Raw genomic sequence first — 17,442 nt, 5'->3', positions numbered from 1 at the left:
GGACTGGGGACTGTAAATAATTAATTACCCATTACCCATTACCCATTACCCATTACCCATTACCCATTACCAATTACCAATAATATTTGATAAATATTATGTCATTTTCTGATTCTGTTTCTAATGCTTTCAACTCAGCTAAAAATTGGGTTTCTCAAGTTTTTTATTCACAAGAAAAATCTATGACAGATTCCAAACCACGGGACGTACAAATTTTACCGATCGCCACCAATACCAAAGTTCTCAGAGCTAGGAGTTGGTCACGTCTAAGGTTTGAAGTTGAATATGCACTTTGTCGAGGAACTACCGCAAATTGCTATTTAATAGAAGCCGATAAAACTGCATTAATTGATCCTCCGGGAGAAGGATTTACTAATATTTATTTTGCAGCATTGCAGAATACAGTTAATTTGAGAAAGTTAGATTATGTGATTTTGGGTCATTTTAGCCCTAATCGTATACCAACTTTAAAAGCACTGTTAGAACTTGCACCGCAAATTACTTTTGTTTGTTCTATGGTTGGTGCAAATAATTTGCGTGCATCTTTCCCAGATCAAGATATTAAAGTTTTGATTATGCGGGGGAAAGAAACTTTAGATTTAGGTAAAGGTCATGTTTTGAAATTCTTACCTACTCCTAGTCCCCGTTGGCCAGAAGCACTTTGCACCTATGATCAACAAACCCAAATTCTCTATACTGATAAATTATTTGGGTCGCATATCTGCGGTGATGAAGTTTTTGATGATAATTCAGAAGCTTTTAAAGAAGATCAGCGTTATTACTTTAATTGTTTGATGGCTCCCCATGCAACTCATGTCGAAGCTGCATTAGAAAAAATTTCTGATTTGCAGGTGAGGATGTATGCAGTAGGACATGGTCCATTGATTCGCACTGGGTTGATAGAATTAACTAAAGCTTATAGTGAATGGAGTCGCGCTCAAAAAGATCGGGAAATTTCCGTAGCGTTACTTTATGCTTCTGCTTATGGTAACACTGCCACTTTAGCACAGGCGATCGCTTGGGGATTAACTAAAGGTGGAGTTGCGGTAAAATCTATTAATTGCGAATTTGCCAGCCCTGGAGAAATTCGTGGTACTGTAGAACAAGCAGATGCGTTTATTATTGGTACTCCTACCATCGGTGGTCATGCTCCCACACCTATTCACACTGCTTTAGGTATTGTTTTAGCTATTGGTGATAATAGTAAATTAGCAGGTGTGTTTGGTTCTTATGGTTGGAGTGGAGAAGCTTTAGACTTAGTAGAAGGTAAACTGCGAGATGGGGGATATCGGTTTGGGTTTGACACTTTGAAAGTCAAGTTTAAACCCGATGAAGTCACCCTGAAAATGTGCGAAGAAATAGGTACAGACTTTGCACAAAGTTTGAAAAAAGCGAAAAAAATTCGTGTACCACAACAAGCAGCAACACCCACAGAACAAGCAGTAGGGAGAATAGTTGGTTCTGTATGTGTAGTTGCAGCTAAACAAGGGGAAGTTTCCACAGCAATGCTGGGGACATGGGTATCTCAAGCTACTTTTAATCCTCCAGGAATTACAGTGGCGATCGCCAAGGAAAGAGCAGTTGAATCATTGATGTATCCTGGTGGTAAGTTTGTCCTGAATGTTCTTCCGGATGGTGTTCATGTAGACTACATGAGGCATTTTCGCAAAAATTTCGCTCCCGGAGAAGACAGGTTTGCTAATTTCCAAACGGTAGAAGCTGATAATGGTTGTGCAGTCCTGACTGATGCTGCTGCATATTTAGAATGTTCCGTTAACCAACGTCTAGAATGTGGTGATCATTGGGTAGTATATGCCACTGTAGATAATGGTAAATTACTCAAACCGGATACTGTAACTGCTGTTAACCATCGCAAAACCGGTACACATTATTAAAAGGAGTTAGGTAGCATCATAATTGATACTAATTATCTCCAGCTAAGAGAGATTCAGTGTTGCTTGGGGAAGATTTACTGATTAAATTTGTATTGTTATCTACTGCTGAATATCCCAATACACTCAGCATCACAATACTAGCTGCTGCTAAAACGTAGCGTCTACCCAAACTGACTCCGTAGCGTCTTTGTAAAAAATTTTCTTGCACAGCATTAAATTTTTGTCGGTTCATCTACTACCTCATTTTTTGTTCTAGCTTTCTGTTTAGTTAGACGTTAATGATGTGTTAGATGTTCACTATCGCATACAAAATACATAAATCCTTGCTGGTTACAGTTTTGGTAACGGATTTTTACGTTATGTTTTCATAACTTAATTTAAGAGTCAGGAGTTATTAATTTTGGATTTTGGATTTGGGATTTTAGATTTTGGATTATTTTTGTCAGATCCAATCTCAAATCTCAAATTTTTTTCCCAGTCACCAGTCCCCAGTCCCCAGTCACCTACGTAATATATACTAAAAATAGAACTGGTGGCATCAATTATGCTAAATTACAATCCTTTGCATTGCTTACCTTCATCAGAAGAACTACCCGACTCCGACGAAACACCAGTGGATAAAGATTTTTAACACCAGAGGAAAGGATTCAACAAAGTGAAGAAAAAAGGAATCAAGCTGAAGAAAAAGCGAAAAAATTAGCTGAAATGTTGAAGAATTTAGGAGTTGATCCTGAAAGTTTGATTTAAATCACCTCTCACACCCTGGAAAAAGGGGGAACAGTATAAAAGCTGAAAGAAAGATTGTTTTGATCAAGGATTTTTACTTGTGCTGAATCACCATTATAGTATTTTAATTCAGTGGTCTGATGAAGATCAAAAATATATAGTTAGCTTACCAGAGTTTGGACCTTATGCCCATACCCACGGAGAAACTTATGCTGAAGCACTAAAGAATGGAGAAGAAGTTTTAGAACTTTTAATTGAAGAATATCAATTACAAGGAAGACAACTTCCAGAACCTTTAACAGTAGGTTCTCATCCGTAATTCATTATAATTCACGAATCAGAAATTATTAGGGTTTTAGCAGTGCTAAACCCTTACATACTTCATGATGATTTTATATTAGTTATAATGAGGTGATTTTAACCACTATTATCAAAATAACTAATTTCCGGGAACTGTCCACCATGCTAAGGAATAAGCTTGAGTTGGTTCGTTGACTTGTTGTTGAAACTGCACACGAATTTTATATTTACCATTAGCAGGAACAGGACAAAAAATATGCTCTACATTATCAATTTCACTCACAGAAGCACAAGTAGAAATTTCCGTTTTTTGTCCATCTGCTGATACTAGAAATAAATCTAGATCATTTAAACCTTTATCTATAAAAGTTTCATCTTCATCATATAATTGATTTTGGTTTTTATCATTTAATTCTACTAATCGATCCCAAGTTAAGGTGACAGCTACAAAACTATTTTGTTTTAATGGTTTTTCTAAACTATATTCTAAGGCAGAATTAGCATTAATTTTGTTATAATCCCAACCAATAGCCGGAACAGGTGTGGTAGGTTGCCATTGACCAAACATAAATTGTTGATAGGCACGAAAGGCGTTTAAATGTCCAGCACCCATTTGATCATCTAAGGGAATTTTGGGATTTTTGTAAGCATCGGAAATAAACCAATCTCGATTTTGCTTATCAACTAAAGTCTTGGTCATTCCCAACCGCAAACCATCACCACTGTCTTGAATCTTTTCTGCTGAATTTAATAATACAGCTTTCATAACTTGATGATTTCTTGCATCAATAGTCCAATTTGGTTGTTTAATTCTTAACTGTCTATCGGCAAATTCTTGTAATAATGCAATGGTAGCTGTTAGGTGAGGAGCAGCAAAACTTGAACCTGTAGCGTTGTTTAATTTACCATCGGGATTAATTACAGGAATATTAGTACCAGGAGCAACTAAACCAATGGATCTGCGTCCACCAATATTAAATTCTTTACCTGCGAGGCGATCGCCTACTCCTTGATTATTTCCTGCTAAATTAGAAACATGAACTTTATTAAAAATTCCCTCCCTAGCAGATGAAAAAGCCACGTTCATTGCGTTAAAATTATCTGTAGGAATGGGAATCCCACCTTTGCCTTGATTTCCGGCGATCGCATACACCACATTATGCACCCGACTTGACCAGTCAATACATAAACTCAGCAAAGCTTGACCATCTAAAACCGCATTTGGTCGAGGATCACGGTACAAAGGTTCACCAAAACTAAAGTTAATCGCACGAACATCACCACCATTTTGTAATGCTATATGTTGAGTGGATAAACACTCTTCCGCTTGACCCATATTTCTGGTAGATCCCACCGCAGAAGAATATAATTTTGCGTCTGGTGCAACTCCTGTCCAAGCTTTATCTTTACTGATCATCACCGTAGCCACATTATAAGCATGAGGGTCTACACCAGAATTTGATTTAGCTGGTGTATTGCGTAAAAACACTGCTACAGGAGAAATAGCGCGATTTTTAGAGACTGCTTTATCTAACCCAAACATACCAGGACGACCGATTTCTACCTGACCGATCGCAATTTTGCGCCCAGTTAAATTGTATGGTGGTTGATGTAATTTAAGTGCATCAATACCACTACTGCCCAGAGAACTGCTCAACTTTACAAATGCCAATACAGGCACAGTTAAACAGGAAACAGCCAAACCGCAGATTATCCAGAATTTTTTCATAGTCATTAGTTATTGGTTACTTTCTTCCCAGTCCCCAGTCACCAATCCCCAGTCACCAGTCCCCAGTCCCCAGTCACCAGTCCCCAGTCACCAGTCCCCAGTCACCAGTCACCAGTCCCCAGTCACCAGTCCCCAATCCCCAATCCCCAATTACCAATTTCCAAAAAATCCATATTTTGTTACAATGCCTACAGACAAGGACGATTAAGAACCCGCTAACCATGACCCAAAACCCATCTCAAAAGCCTATAGTTATCTCTCCATCTATCCTATCAGCAGATTTTAGTCGTCTGGGTGACGATATTCGTGCTGTAGACAAAGCGGGAGCAGATTGGATTCACGTTGATGTAATGGACGGACGTTTTGTACCTAATATTACAATCGGTCCTCTGGTTGTGGAGGCGATTCGTCCGATTACAACCAAACCTCTGGATGTCCATTTAATGATTGTGGAACCAGAAAAATATGTAGAAGGTTTTGCTAAAGCTGGTGCGGATATTATTTCTGTACACGCTGAACATAACGCTTCACCTCACTTACACCGGACTTTGGGACAAATCAAAGAACTCGGTAAACAAGCTGGTGTTGTGCTAAACCCCGGTACACCTTTAGAATTAATTGAATATGTACTGGAACTGTGTGATTTAGTGCTAATTATGAGCGTTAACCCCGGTTTCGGTGGACAAAGCTTTATTCCTAGCGTAGTTCCCAAAATTCGTAAACTGCGTCAAATGTGTGATGAACGCGGTTTAGATCCTTGGATCGAAGTTGACGGTGGACTCAAAGCCAATAACACTTGGCAAGTTTTGGAAGCCGGCGCTAATGCTATTGTAGCGGGTTCTGCTGTGTTTAACGCTCCTGATTATGCAGAAGCAATCAATAACATTCGTAACAGTAAGCCTCCTACTAAGGAATTAGTGGCTGTTTAATTGAATACTGTTAACTGAATATAGCGTTTCCCAGTCTCATGAGGTACACCCTAATTTATTCTCAATTCCCAATTCCCAATTCCCAATTCCCTAAGATAAAAAACTCTGTACCTCACTAACTTGGTAAATGCTATTTTACTTAAATCCTCGATTTCTTTGGGAAGTCGGGGGTTTATTTTTTTGATGAAATCTGGATTTTAGATCCCCGACTTCTTTTTTAAACTTGTCAATAATGAATAATGCCAGTATTTATTATGGGATAAGGGTTTTATTTAGTTTCTGTAAATTACTTGACAACTCAGTGATGGATACGTTAATATATTTTTCTTTTTATCACTCTTAAACTAAATGCGCTCTCGTCCCAAAACCATACCTGTAAACGCTCTGGGGCTGATTTTGTTATTCTTAAAGATTCGGCTAATTTCTCTTTAAATAATCTACGTTTCTCTGGATTTTGTTTGTTCTCTAGACTGTAATTTGCCCAAAGGTAAACGTAATTTTTGGCAGCATCCCAATTTTGACAAAATAAACGCAGCAACACTAAAAAATCTCTCACAATCTCTTACCTTTGTGTCCTTTGCACGCCAGTTGCTACAAGTCGGCAGAGCCGCCCAACGCACTGGCTCGTCTTTGCGGTTCAATCATATCAAGTCTTGGAGCATTTTATTTCCCTAGATAAAAATAAATTTACACATTTGGGATGCTCCCTAATTTTTTCTCTCTAAAATTCTCCTTACTTGCGAACTACTTAACTTTATTCCTGTCTCTATTTCTAGATATGTCGCTAGTCTTGATGATGTCCATCTGCCAAATTCATATCCACATTCATCAGGGTTCGATAAAGTATGTCCACCAAGTTCCGATACTTGATCGGGCGTGGTTTTGGCTTACTCGATTTTCTTATAAACATACCGTATGGTAACAATTTTCCTGATACTAGGTGAGTAATGCTGAAACAGCAAATAAAGAACTTTAGAAAAGAACTTGAGAGTAGAGTTTTTTATGAACAAAAATACTATTTCTCGATTATGTGCTTATATCTTGATAGGGTTGATATCTTTAACAACTGTTATTAGTACAACTACCTCTGCATTACCTCCAGTAGTCAAAGCTTCCGCAGTTAACCAAAGTCCTTTACCTAGTAGCAACTTAATTTGGCCGACTCAGGGGATAATTTCCCAAGGTTTCCGTAAACATCAACATGAAGGAATTGATATTGCAGGTGCTATGGGAACTCCTATTTATGCGGCTGCATCTGGTAAAGTGGTAAAAGCTGGTTGGGATGATTGGGGATTAGGTAATTTTATTGAAATTAAACACCCCGATGGTACTATGACAGTATATGGTCACAATAATCGTTTGTTAGTTAGCAAAGGTCAAACGGTGACTCAAGGACAAATTATTGCAGAAATGGGATCAACAGGTAACAGTACAGCGCCTCATTTGCATTTTGAATTTTATCAAAATAGTCGATTAGCAATTGATCCTCTGAAACTTTTATCATCTTCCACCACTGCTAAACTACCCTTAGAGAAACCAGTTTCACCTTCACAACCCGTTCCCATCAATGTTTCACCCGTAAAAGTTAATCACGAATGTACTGGAATTATAGTGATCACAGGTGAAACTGCAAAAGCTCGTATTCAAGTCTGTAACGAAAATGGTCAACTTTTTTATATTGGGCAATTAAAGCAAGATACGAGTCAAGCTGTCAAGATACTTGCTTGGAATGTTGGTGAAAATAAATATCGAGCAGATAACGGTTCTTTTTCTTACTTAGTTAGTCCAGAAAAAGTAGAAGTATGGCGCAATGGTAGTCAAATTCGTTCTGATAATTTTGATAATTTCCAGCAAGCTAGTAATTAGGGTTTGCTGAATAAACTTAAAACCTTGATATATCAAAGGTTAGAGGCTGATAAACACAGAAATTAGTGCAAGGGTTTTGAAGGGTATACCGGAAAAAGTGTGCATTTTTTGGGATTTCAAGAGATGGCAAAGAAATTTTCAAATCTCCTCCTGACTCCTGACTCCTGACTCCTATGCCCTCACGGAAAGACTTTCTCAGCAAACCCTAATTAACTAGCAATTAAAAATACTGTTTAGTTCAGTATGTGATGATTACTTAAAAATACAGTACTGTGACAGTTGAAAGGCCGGAATAAGGTATTAACAACTCTGCTAAATTAGGAGTATAAAATACATCTAGATTAAATCTAGAAAAAAGCAAAGTCATTTTTTGCAATATCCCAATTATTTACATAAAGGAGCAGAAAATCATGGAATATATGGCTTATTCCTATATGTACATGGCTAATGAAGAGACTCCGGTTAATTTAGAATTGAATTTGCCCAAATTGCAGTTTAATTGGCAAAAATTACTCAAGTCTTCTGCTTGGTTAGCGTTAGCTGGTGTGAGTGTTTTTGTTGCTTCCCTTGCTCCCCTTCAGCAAGCTTCCGCCGAATATGTCAGAACTAATGGTAGTTGTTTATTTATCCGTAGTGGTCCTAGCACTGCTAACTCATCTGTAGCTTGTGTACCTAATGGTACAAATATTGGCAATACTGGTAATGTGAGAAATGGTTTTGCTCAAATTACTTCTGGACCTTACCAAGGATATTATGTTGCGGAAAGATGGCTAGGTACTACTCCTGGTAGATATCGTCGTCATTCAGGGGTTGGTGTTGGTGGTCGAGTATTATTAAGACCAGGTGCTAGAGGTGAGCGTGTGAGAACCGTGCAAAGAGCTTTAGGGATCAGAGTTGATGGTGTTTATGGATCTAGCACTGCTAGTGCAGTTCGCAATTTTCAACGCCGAAATGGTTTGCTTGTAGATGGTATAGTTGGTCCTACTACTCGCAGGGCTTTGGGTATCAATTAATAATTGATAATTGATAATTGATAATTGATAATTGATAATTGATAATTGATAATTTACCCAATCACCAATTACCAATTACCAATTACCCATTACCAATTACTAATTCTCAAATAATTTTTCACAATTTGCAAGATGCGTTCTGCTGCATGGCCGTCACCAAAGGGGTTAATAGCATTAGCCATTGCTGTATAGGCTTCTGGGTTAGTCAGTAACTCACTAGCAGCAGTAACAATACTTTCAGTTTCCGTTCCCACCAGTTTAGCTGTCCCTGCGGTGACAGCTTCTGGTCTTTCTGTGGTGTCTCTGAGAACTAACACGGGTTTACCGAGACTGGGAGCTTCTTCTTGTAAACCACCAGAGTCTGTTAATAAAAGGTGCGATCGCCCTATTGCTCCTACTAATTCACCATAATCTAATGGTTCTGTCAAAAAGATCCGGGGATGTTTACCCAATAATTGCTGTAAGGGTTCTCTCACAGTGGGGTTTTTGTGTAAAGGCAGTAATAAAGCGGTATCAGGAAATTTGTCTAAAATCTGTAAAAATGATTGGGCGATCGCTTGTAGTGGTTCACCCCAATTTTCCCGACGATGCACTGTAGCCAAAATTGTCCGATATTTACCCCAGTTTAAACCTGGTATCTCACAAGCTGGGTTAGTTGCAGCCACATTCAATAACGCATCAATTACTGTATTACCCGTTAAGTGAATTTCTCCCAAAACTCCTGAAGCTTGCAAGTTTGCCACAGCTAAGGAAGTAGGGGCAAAATGTAATTGAGTAATTTGGGAAATTAACCTTCTATTTGCTTCTTCTGGATAAGGATTAAATAAATCATCAGTTCTTAACCCCGCTTCCACATGACCCACGGGAATTTTTTGATAAAAAGCTGCCAAAGCAGCTGCAAAAGCAGTTGTTGTATCTCCTTGGACTATAACTAAATCTAAATTTAGTTCTTTAAATAAAGCTTCTAAACCTTGCAAACTCCTACAAGTAATATCATTGAGAGATTGTTTAGGCTGCATAATCTCTAAATTATGATCTTCCTTGAGGTTGAATAGCTGCATCACCTGTGCAACCATCTCCCGATGCTGTCCTGTAAGAATAACCTGTACTTCCACATCTGGAGAACTTTGGAAAACCTGAATTACTGGTGCTAGTTTAATCGCTTCAGGACGAGTACCTAAAATAATGCCAATTTTTTTAGTCATTAGTTATTAGTCATTAGTCATTAGATATTAGACATTAGACATGAGACTTTTGTCATTAGTTATTAGTTATTAGTCATTAGTTATTAGTTATTAGTTATTTTTACCCAGTCACCAGTCCCCAGTCACCAGTCCCCAGTCACCTGTTCCCTCAAACATGAAAAAACCCGGCTTAACCGGGCAGATGCACTGTTTGTCGAATTTAGTAATGTTATTTATTTGAGTTCGCAAGTTAAAGGACAAGCAGCATAAACCGTGGTTTGCGCTTTTTCTGCCTCACCATGTAGCCAGCTTAACCATTTAACTTCCTTGGGATGAATGCCTTTAGCAGTTAGTACACCAGCCACGATCAAAACTGTCAAAACATTGAACATGATTAAACCACCTGCTACCAGCAACACAGCACTGACAGGCATTACAGATTGTAGGACTATCGACAACAGGCATCCGACCGTAGCCATTACTACAACTAATGGAAAACCGACAACCAACAAACATACTGCCAATGTGAAAGTCCAGATTAAAAAGCTTTTAATCATTAACAAGGAGTAGGTCTTCCCTTGATTAGAGCTTTGAGCCGAAACCATGACTTTTCCTCCCAAATACACAGCAAAGTTTAAATTTGAATTTCAGTTGTGCCTCGCTGTTGACGAGTTAACTGTTTTGATTCAGTGAAATCCAGTATATAGAAACTTATGGAAAAGATGAGCATTTCTTTACTAAACTTTACAGTTTATTTTTTGTAATTATGGATATCTCCTCAAATGCCCCTTTGTGTAGTCAGTCTTGCTTGAGCATATATCTTGAGGAATATAACCTTGTGCAGAGAATAGTCCAATCATGATCTCCGAAATTAATGACCTGCTTTACTTAACATTTCTTATCAAAATTAGGATTACTTCTCATAATTCAAGAGACTGGGTTGAAAAAGTTATGCAGGACTGATGCAAAACAGAACGAAAGCAGGGGTAATCATGAATTACCCCTACGCAAGAATCAGGTTTTTAGTCCAATCTTGCCTAAGTCCTAAGTAGAAAGGCGTAAAAAACCGCAGTATGTAACTAAAAGTAAAGTTGCCGCAAATCCTCTTCCCTGCTGCCTTTTATAGCTGGTGAATTTCTCATTTGGGGGTAGAAAAATTAGGTATTTGTAATTTAAGGTAGAAAAATTACATAGCATTACAGAAATATTTACGTTTTAATACTGAAGGTTAACCTGTGTAAAACCAGGTTATATTGATGAAAGAATTTGTATATAACTAATAAATCCTGTAAATCCTGGAATTAGCTGCGAAAAAAACACAGATGGAGGTGGATGAACTCAAACTGACTGCTGTGCTTAATTTCCCAGGCTTAAACTCAAAATAGTGCTTTAGACATCTCCAGAAAAGAAATTATGGAACCTATTTATGGGGGCAGGTCGAAGCATTTGGGATATCTAGATGTCTGATTTTTCCGTTAAATTATCGCCCATAAGCTTCGCCCCTACAACTTATGACAAATTAATACATTCTATTTTGGAGAGGTCTTTTGTGATTCATCAAGAAATTAATTGTCGATTTCATTTTTGATTTACCCAAGTTGAAGATAATATGACAGAATTACCATCTCGCAATCTACCACCCAAACCACCAGCACCACCAGCACCACCAGCGCCACCGGTAGCAACATCTATGACACAACGCAATAGTACACAAATGTTGCAGAATCCCAGAGTAGGTTCACCAGCTGGCAATGCACCACCACCTCCCCCAGTAGCAGGTCAACGTCCAGTAGCACCACCACCAATGGCAGCACCAAGGGCAACAGTTCCGGCAAGTTCTAAACCACCTGCGGGACTGACCCTAGCTCAAATTGTTCAAGAAGCTTTTGATCAAGGATATTCTGACGTTCACTTGGGGATAGGTGAAATACCCCGTTTCCGTAACCGAGGAGAAATTCAAGTAACGAACTATCCAGAAACGGATAAAGCAACTTTTGTTAATTGGTTGCATGAGATCATGACTGATGCAGAAATCCAACGCTTTCAGGATAACCTGGAATTTGACGGTGCGACTCAGTACGAATTTGCCCGTGTACGGATTAACGTTTTTGACTCTTTGCGCGGTTATGCAATGGTGCTGCGGTTAATTCCCTTGAAAATATTGTCAATTGATCAGTTGAGATTACCGCCGATTTTTCGGGATATTTGCCATTATCACAAAGGTTTGATTTTGGTGACTGGTCCTACTGGTTCTGGTAAATCTACGACAATGGCGGCAATGGTTGACTACATCAACCGAGAAATGCCCAAGCATATCATCACTATTGAAGATCCTATTGAATTTGTGCATCAAAGTCGTAAGTCTTTGGTCAAGCAGCGGGAGGTGGGAATGCACACTCGTAAGTTTGACAACGCCTTGAAAGCAGCTTTGCGGGAAGACCCAGATTTGATTCTGGTGGGGGAAATGCGGGATAAAGAAACGGTGAATACTGCCTTGAAAGCGGCTCAAACTGGTCACTTGGTTATGGGAACACTGCACACTAACAGCGCGGTGAAAACTATTGAACGGATTCTTAATTTGTACTCTGGTGAAGAACAAGATGCTATGCGGGTGGCGCTTTCTGAGTCTTTAGTGGCGGTAATTGCTCAAGGTTTGTGTCGCACGACCGATGGTAAACGGGCAGCTTTCCACGATATCCTGATTAACACTGAGGCTGTTAAAGAATGGATTAAAGATGCTAAGTATGATGAAATTGGGGAGTTGATGAAACAAGCCGGTTTTGATGGCATGATTACCATGAATCAGGCTTTATTCAATCTCTATCAGGAAGGTCGCATTACTGAGGAAACCGCTATTGAAATGTCACCAACTCCTAATGAAATGATGCAATTCCTCAGAGGTCGTGTTTAACAAGGAGGCAGGAGTCAGGAGTCAGGAGGCAGGAGGCAGAAGGCAGAAGGCAGGAAGCAGGAGTGTTTTATTTTGGATTTTGGATGCAAGGATTTTGGATTGTTTTTGTCAACTCCAATCTAAAATCTAAAATCTAAAATCTAAAATTTTTCTCCCCTATTCCCTATTCCCTATTCCCTGTTCCCTATTCCCTGAAAAAACATAATGACCAAGCTAACTACAGACAAACTATCTACACCCCAGTTGTTTAAGGGTATTGCTCTTTTTACACCAGGGGGAGATTTAATTTACTGTATTGACCCTAGTAAGCAAGGTCGATGGCATTTACATCTGTGTGCGGCTTTGCAGGAAATTCTGGATTTATCAGAGCCGCCACATTTTTTAGTACCTTGTTATACAGCTACTATTGATCATTGGTTAAATCCACGGACACAAAAAGTACAGACTTTTGCGGAAGCTTATCCAGCAGTGATGCGTCATCAGTCGGTGCTGAGGGCAATTTTTGGGACGGGGGATATAGTGTGGCAAACAGCACCTTGGCAAGAGGGTTTGTGCGATCGCATGGTGTTAGCTACTTATCGTTCTTCTTTCCCTCAACTCTGGGAAGATCATGATTTAATTGTGCGTTTAGATCGTGCAGATATACCATCCCGATATCAGCAAAATCATTTACATCCACAACAGGGAAAATTGAATGGTCAAGGTTATGTATTGCGTTTGTTTGTTGCTGGTCATAGTATGAATACTGAGCGCATTTTAGAAAATTTACACGATTTATTAGAGCGATCGCTTGGTTATCCTTACACCCTCAAGGTAATTGATGTTTTAACACATCCAGAGCAAGCAGAAATTGATCAGGTTTCGGCAACTCCTACACTTGTTAAGGTTTGGCCTCATCCAATTCGGCGTATAGTAGGAGATATAGATAATGTGGAAAAACTATTACAAATATTAGGAGCGAAGGACAATTGACAATTGACAATTGATAATTGACAATTGACAATTGATAATTCGTAATTAACAAGCTGTGTATTCGTGTTTAAAATCAGTGTGATCAGTTAGTAAAACTATCATAAATATTATAATTAATATTATAATTAATATTATAATTAATAATAAAAATCAGCACTACTCTTACTACCTTCAAAGTTATGTATTTCACTTGGTTAGACAGCAATAGTTGGTTAATGGAAATTGGTGGACAGCGGATACTTTTAGATCCTTGGTTGGTGGACTCATTAACCTTTAATAATTTAGATTGGTTATTTAAAGGTTCTCGAACGCAAGATCGACAAATACCAGAAAATATAGATTTGATTTTGTTGTCTCAAGGTTTGGAGGATCATGCACATCCCCCCACTTTGAGAAAATTGGACAAGAATATTCAAGTTGTCGCGTCTCCCAATGCAACTAAAGTAGTAAAAGAATTGGGTTATAAAAATATAACCTCTCTTGATCATGGTGAGACTTTCACTTTAAATAGTCAAGTAGAAATTAAAGCTTTTCCCGGTTCTCAAATTGGACCAACTTTGTTAGAAAATGGGTATCTGATCACAGAGTTAGCAACTGGTGGAAAATTGTATTATGAACCGCATGGAAATCATTCAAACCAACTCCAGCAGTTTGCACCAGTAGATGTGGTAATTACACCAATTATTGATTTAAGTTTACCTTTGGGACTACCAATAATTAAAGGAATGAAAAGTGCTTTAGAAGTTGCTAAATGGTTACAACCGCGAATTATTATTCCTACTGCTGCTGGTGGAGATGTTCAATTTGAGGGTGTATTAAACAACTTTTTGCAAGCAAAGGGAAGTGTGGCAGAATTTCAGGAATTATTAGAAAAAAACAATTTATCTACACGAGTTATTGCAGCTAAACCTGGTGAACAGGTAACATTTTAGGAAGTAGGTGACAGGTGACAGGTGACTGGTGATTGGGAAAAAGATAAATAACGCAATTACCAATTACCAATTACCAATTACCAATTACCAATTACCAATTACCAATGATAAATGGATTGGATTACTTTATTGCGATCGCTACAATCTGATTTTATTAAAAGATTAAATTCTGGTTGTTTACTGCACTGTGAAACACCAGGAAATCATAGTGAATTAACTATTATTTCAGGAGAAAGATTAAAAATATTAAGAAATTTTTGCTGGTTAATGGCAGAAAAATATAAACGTACTTCCCCAGTTCGTAACGTTTTTATTAGTAATCTTAAAGGTAAATTAGGTGAAGAAGTTGTTAAAGAACGTTTAGCAGATTTAATTACAGAAGTTGATTATGAAAAACGAATGGGAGGAGATGGAAGACATGATTTTACACTAACTAAAAATCCGGAAATTCGTATACAAGTTAAATCTCGTCATGGTACAATTGAGCAGGTAAGATGGTCGGTAAGTGCAGAGGAAGTTGAAAAAAATACAGTTATTGTTTGTATTTTAATTAAACAAGAAGTTAATGAAGCACAATCAGAATATCATTTATTTTTAGCAGGATTTTTACCTACAACAATGATTAAATTAAAAACTGGTAAAATTTCCTTTGGTATCCATCAATTATTATACGGTGGAGGTTTATTATCTTATTTAGAAAATTTCCCCACTGCTATAGATAATGAGCATATAGATTCACAAAATCCGCAGATTTTCTATGAACAGAAAAAAATAATCAAAGAAATTGAATCACAGGATGATTTTCTGGACAATAATGATGATATTATTGATTATAAAAATCGAGGTAATATTCGTTATGAATTAGGGGAGTATGAAGGAGCAATTGAAGATTATAATCAGGCAATTAAGATAAATGCTAATGATCAAGATATTTATTATGATCGTGGTAATGCTCATTTTGATTTAGGCAACTATGAAGCAGCAATCAATGATTTTAGTAAAGTGATCAAAATTAAACCTAATTATACAGATGCTTATTATCATCGAGGAAATGCCAGATTAATTATAGGAGATAAACAGGGAGCAATTGAAGATTTCCAGAAAGCAGCGGATTTGTATTGGCAAAATGGAAAAATAGAAGAACATAAAGATACTCAAGCGATTATTTTAGATTTAGAAATTGAAGAATCTTTAGATATTTTAAATTTTTAAAGAATGTCAGGAGTCAGGAGTCAGAATATTTGTAATCATGCTAAGAAACCTGGTTTCTGCGTGTTATATTTGTAATATTCTTGTTAATGACCCAGGTGTGTGGATATGATTTTCAATTTTAAAAAAAGTAGTGCTTTGTTAGCTTTATTTTTCCTAGTTAGTACCAGCTATTTTCATGATATTGCTCAAGCATCGGTAAAAAATCAGCCGCAGGTAATAGCAAAACAGCAGGTTAATAATAAAACTGCTCAACTTCATCCAGTTTTTAAATCTATTTTGCCCAAATTAAAGAAAAACACGAAAATTACAATTTTATTACCTAACTATATTCCTGGTTTAGAAGGGGAAAACCCACTTTACGCAATTATCGAAACAGCCGACAAAAACAAGTATGATATTTTATTAGGATTTAGCCCTGATTGTACTGGAGGTACAGCTTGCCGTTTTGGTATGATTAGTGCGGAAGCTATTAATAGTAAAACCCCTAGACTAACTGGTAAAGCGGTATCTTTAACTAAAGGTACAACTGCTTATTTTGTAGATGCTAAATGTGGTGCTAATTGTTCTGATTCTACCTTAACCTGGCGACAAAAGGGAGTACAGTATACTATTGGCATAAAAGCAGGTAAGCAGAAAGATTTGGTAGAAATGGCTAAGTCTGTGATTACACCATAGTTAATTTTGAAGTTTCATTAATCAAAACCCCCTCTAACTCTTAGTAGTGGGGGTTCACAAAACTTAATATCCGCCTTCTTCCTCGTATTCCACCTGTCTTTCCTTCACCTTCTTAGGAATATTCACAGGTTTGGGTGCATCATCCCAAGCATCACCTTCTACATCATCATAATCATCATATTCATCAGCGTAGGTTTTGCTGTAGGGTTGAGGTGCTGGTTTTTTAGGTGCTGGTGCTTGATATCTATCGCTACTCGTTGCTTCACTCCAGTTATCTTCTTCTTCCTCTTCGTAGCGTATGGATTCGTAAGCGCGGGCTTCCATTACCCGACGCTGTGGTATTTCTTCTTCTATATAATCTTCCGTCCATTCTTCCTCTTTCTGTGCTACAGGTTCAGGAGTGCGAACTTTTGGCCGGGGTGGTTCTAATGGTACTCCGCTAGGTAACTGGTTTGCTGGAGAAACTGCGCGGGGTGCAGAATAACCATATTCTTCTTCTGCATCTCTTTCCCAAGGCGCTCTACCAATACCCAACCGTTCTAAAACACCGACTGTTAACTGGTTTACCCGTTCTTCTGCACCTTCAAATACAATTAGTCTACTCGGTCCGGTGCTGACAACTTCATCTATGGATATTTCGTAGGTACTCAAAAACTGGTCAGGTATTTGGGGTACTCCCAAGGAGGCGATGACGATAGAGTAAATTTTACCACTTTCGCCATTGAATTTAAAGCCCCTAACTCTGCCTAATACTTCCCCTGTTTCAGTGATCACTTCCCAGTTCATCAAGTTACTGAGAGCTTCCACATCAACATCTTCGATCACATCTTCGTTATCAACCAAGATCACATCACCGATTTGGTTGATACTGCTAAGATACATTTGGCGAGGCAGTCCAGAGATAGAGATCAGGCTGTCTCGCAACCCAAGCGCCACAACCTCTCTTTGATCAATGTCTACCCAAAGTTGACTCACGATACCCAGCCTTTTGCCATTATCGCGGGTAATTACTTGGGTGTTTAATATATCGGAACGTCTAATTATTTGTTCGGAGGTCATTCTATAGGTCGTCCTGTTATCTTAGCGTGCCGTAGGCAA

At 38.2% G+C, this 17,442-nt stretch carries 17 protein-coding genes and 1 pseudogene; 11 read left to right on the top strand and 7 right to left on the bottom strand.

Features of this window, described 5'->3' with window-relative positions; genetic code table 11:
- The first annotated feature begins 182 nt into the window (after positions 1-182).
- On the top strand, positions 183-1,895 hold the full coding sequence (locus tag H5968_RS19590; RefSeq protein WP_228052012.1) for a diflavin flavoprotein: 1,713 nt from the start codon (positions 183-185) through the stop codon (positions 1,893-1,895).
- A gap of 28 nt (positions 1,896-1,923) precedes the next feature.
- Here H5968_RS19590 and H5968_RS19585 read toward each other — a convergent pair whose 3' ends face one another.
- Positions 1,924-2,127, bottom strand: a complete 204-nt coding sequence (locus H5968_RS19585; RefSeq protein WP_187041293.1) for a proteinase inhibitor I4 serpin — start codon at positions 2,125-2,127, stop codon at positions 1,924-1,926.
- Positions 2,128-2,724: 597 nt separating this feature from the next.
- Here H5968_RS19585 and H5968_RS19580 point away from each other — a divergent pair.
- Positions 2,725-2,940, top strand: a complete 216-nt coding sequence (locus H5968_RS19580) for a type II toxin-antitoxin system HicB family antitoxin (protein ID WP_187041296.1) — start codon at positions 2,725-2,727, stop codon at positions 2,938-2,940.
- Positions 2,941-3,060: 120 nt separating this feature from the next.
- On the opposite strand, the gene H5968_RS19575 is transcribed toward H5968_RS19580, so the two are convergent.
- Positions 3,061-4,650: a S8 family serine peptidase gene (locus tag H5968_RS19575; RefSeq protein WP_370569793.1), complete on the bottom strand. Its 1,590-nt coding sequence runs from the start codon at positions 4,648-4,650 to the stop codon at positions 3,061-3,063.
- Between the two features lie 12 nt (positions 4,651-4,662).
- Between H5968_RS19575 and H5968_RS19570 the strand changes: the two genes are divergently transcribed.
- Together H5968_RS19570 and rpe are read left to right on the top strand one after the other, a co-directional pair.
- The gene (locus tag H5968_RS19570) at positions 4,663-4,869 is read left to right on the top strand and encodes a hypothetical protein (protein ID WP_187041291.1); all 207 of its coding nucleotides are present in this window, start codon (positions 4,663-4,665) and stop codon (positions 4,867-4,869) included.
- A 2-nt stretch (positions 4,870-4,871) separates the two neighbouring features.
- Positions 4,872-5,579, top strand: coding sequence for a ribulose-phosphate 3-epimerase (gene rpe / locus H5968_RS19565; RefSeq protein ID WP_096564968.1), 708 nt, complete (start codon positions 4,872-4,874; stop codon positions 5,577-5,579).
- A gap of 313 nt (positions 5,580-5,892) precedes the next feature.
- On the opposite strand, the gene H5968_RS26205 is transcribed toward rpe, so the two are convergent.
- On the bottom strand, positions 5,893-6,135 hold the full coding sequence (locus tag H5968_RS26205; protein ID WP_370569792.1) for a hypothetical protein: 243 nt from the start codon (positions 6,133-6,135) through the stop codon (positions 5,893-5,895).
- A gap of 157 nt (positions 6,136-6,292) precedes the next feature.
- Positions 6,293-6,412, bottom strand: a pseudogene (locus H5968_RS19555) (winged helix-turn-helix domain-containing protein); the annotation flags it as partial.
- A 169-nt stretch (positions 6,413-6,581) separates the two neighbouring features.
- On the opposite strand from H5968_RS19555, the gene H5968_RS19550 reads away from it, so the two are divergent.
- Together H5968_RS19550 and H5968_RS19545 are read left to right on the top strand one after the other, a co-directional pair.
- Positions 6,582-7,445 (top strand): M23 family metallopeptidase, encoded by an 864-nt coding sequence (locus H5968_RS19550; RefSeq protein WP_187041290.1) that lies wholly within the window; start codon positions 6,582-6,584, stop codon positions 7,443-7,445.
- 419 nt (positions 7,446-7,864) lie between these two features.
- A complete protein-coding gene (locus H5968_RS19545; protein WP_370569791.1) occupies positions 7,865-8,458 on the top strand; it encodes a peptidoglycan-binding protein in 594 nt (197 codons plus the stop codon).
- Positions 8,459-8,547: 89 nt separating this feature from the next.
- Here the strand turns inward: H5968_RS19545 and wecB are convergent, their stop codons facing one another.
- Both wecB and H5968_RS19535 read right to left on the bottom strand, forming a co-directional pair.
- Complete coding sequence (wecB, locus tag H5968_RS19540; protein ID WP_187041288.1) at positions 8,548-9,663, bottom strand: non-hydrolyzing UDP-N-acetylglucosamine 2-epimerase; 1,116 nt, start codon at positions 9,661-9,663, stop codon at positions 8,548-8,550.
- Between the two features lie 212 nt (positions 9,664-9,875).
- On the bottom strand, positions 9,876-10,247 hold the full coding sequence (locus tag H5968_RS19535) for a hypothetical protein (protein ID WP_187041287.1): 372 nt from the start codon (positions 10,245-10,247) through the stop codon (positions 9,876-9,878).
- A 1,004-nt stretch (positions 10,248-11,251) separates the two neighbouring features.
- On the opposite strand from H5968_RS19535, the gene H5968_RS19530 reads away from it, so the two are divergent.
- The 5 genes from H5968_RS19530 (at position 11,252) to H5968_RS19510 (ending at position 16,344) form a co-directional block, all read left to right on the top strand.
- Positions 11,252-12,553, top strand: coding sequence for a type IV pilus twitching motility protein PilT (locus H5968_RS19530; protein ID WP_187041286.1), 1,302 nt, complete (start codon positions 11,252-11,254; stop codon positions 12,551-12,553).
- A 204-nt stretch (positions 12,554-12,757) separates the two neighbouring features.
- Complete coding sequence (locus tag H5968_RS19525; protein ID WP_187041285.1) at positions 12,758-13,525, top strand: circadian clock KaiB family protein; 768 nt, start codon at positions 12,758-12,760, stop codon at positions 13,523-13,525.
- Positions 13,526-13,704: 179 nt separating this feature from the next.
- Positions 13,705-14,457, top strand: a complete 753-nt coding sequence (locus H5968_RS19520; RefSeq protein WP_187041284.1) for an MBL fold metallo-hydrolase — start codon at positions 13,705-13,707, stop codon at positions 14,455-14,457.
- 111 nt (positions 14,458-14,568) lie between these two features.
- Positions 14,569-15,669, top strand: coding sequence for a tetratricopeptide repeat protein (locus tag H5968_RS19515; protein ID WP_187041283.1), 1,101 nt, complete (start codon positions 14,569-14,571; stop codon positions 15,667-15,669).
- Between the two features lie 105 nt (positions 15,670-15,774).
- Complete coding sequence (locus tag H5968_RS19510; RefSeq protein ID WP_187041282.1) at positions 15,775-16,344, top strand: hypothetical protein; 570 nt, start codon at positions 15,775-15,777, stop codon at positions 16,342-16,344.
- Between the two features lie 63 nt (positions 16,345-16,407).
- On the opposite strand, the gene H5968_RS19505 is transcribed toward H5968_RS19510, so the two are convergent.
- Complete coding sequence (locus H5968_RS19505; RefSeq protein ID WP_187041281.1) at positions 16,408-17,403, bottom strand: PRC-barrel domain-containing protein; 996 nt, start codon at positions 17,401-17,403, stop codon at positions 16,408-16,410.
- Between the last annotated feature and the right edge of the window lie 39 nt (positions 17,404-17,442).

It is taken from the genome of Sphaerospermopsis sp. LEGE 00249, from assembly GCF_014299995.1.
GTDB lineage: Bacteria > Cyanobacteriota > Cyanobacteriia > Cyanobacteriales > Nostocaceae > Sphaerospermopsis > Sphaerospermopsis kisseleviana.
The sequence above is the reverse complement of the archived record's forward strand: the minus strand, read 5'-3'. Positions and strand labels throughout refer to the sequence as shown.

Excerpts from the sequence above, each read along its gene's own strand:
- H5968_RS19505 (WP_187041281.1), bottom strand. The coding sequence starts at position 17,403 with ATGACCTCCGAACAAATAATTAGACGTTCCGATATATTAAACACCCAA.
- H5968_RS19530 (WP_187041286.1), top strand. The coding sequence starts at position 11,252 with ATGACAGAATTACCATCTCGCAATCTACCACCCAAACCACCAGCACCA.
- H5968_RS19510 (WP_187041282.1), top strand. The coding sequence starts at position 15,775 with ATGATTTTCAATTTTAAAAAAAGTAGTGCTTTGTTAGCTTTATTTTTC.
- H5968_RS19535 (WP_187041287.1), bottom strand. The coding sequence starts at position 10,247 with ATGGTTTCGGCTCAAAGCTCTAATCAAGGGAAGACCTACTCCTTGTTA.
- H5968_RS19515 (WP_187041283.1), top strand. The coding sequence starts at position 14,569 with ATGGATTGGATTACTTTATTGCGATCGCTACAATCTGATTTTATTAAA.
- rpe (WP_096564968.1), top strand. The coding sequence starts at position 4,872 with ATGACCCAAAACCCATCTCAAAAGCCTATAGTTATCTCTCCATCTATC.
- H5968_RS19545 (WP_370569791.1), top strand. The coding sequence starts at position 7,865 with ATGGCTTATTCCTATATGTACATGGCTAATGAAGAGACTCCGGTTAAT.
- H5968_RS19575 (WP_370569793.1), bottom strand. The coding sequence starts at position 4,650 with ATGAAAAAATTCTGGATAATCTGCGGTTTGGCTGTTTCCTGTTTAACT.
- wecB (WP_187041288.1), bottom strand. The coding sequence starts at position 9,663 with ATGACTAAAAAAATTGGCATTATTTTAGGTACTCGTCCTGAAGCGATT.
- H5968_RS19520 (WP_187041284.1), top strand. The coding sequence starts at position 13,705 with ATGTATTTCACTTGGTTAGACAGCAATAGTTGGTTAATGGAAATTGGT.
- H5968_RS19525 (WP_187041285.1), top strand. The coding sequence starts at position 12,758 with ATGACCAAGCTAACTACAGACAAACTATCTACACCCCAGTTGTTTAAG.
- H5968_RS19590 (WP_228052012.1), top strand. The coding sequence starts at position 183 with ATGACAGATTCCAAACCACGGGACGTACAAATTTTACCGATCGCCACC.
- H5968_RS19585 (WP_187041293.1), bottom strand. The coding sequence starts at position 2,127 with ATGAACCGACAAAAATTTAATGCTGTGCAAGAAAATTTTTTACAAAGA.
- H5968_RS19550 (WP_187041290.1), top strand. The coding sequence starts at position 6,582 with ATGAACAAAAATACTATTTCTCGATTATGTGCTTATATCTTGATAGGG.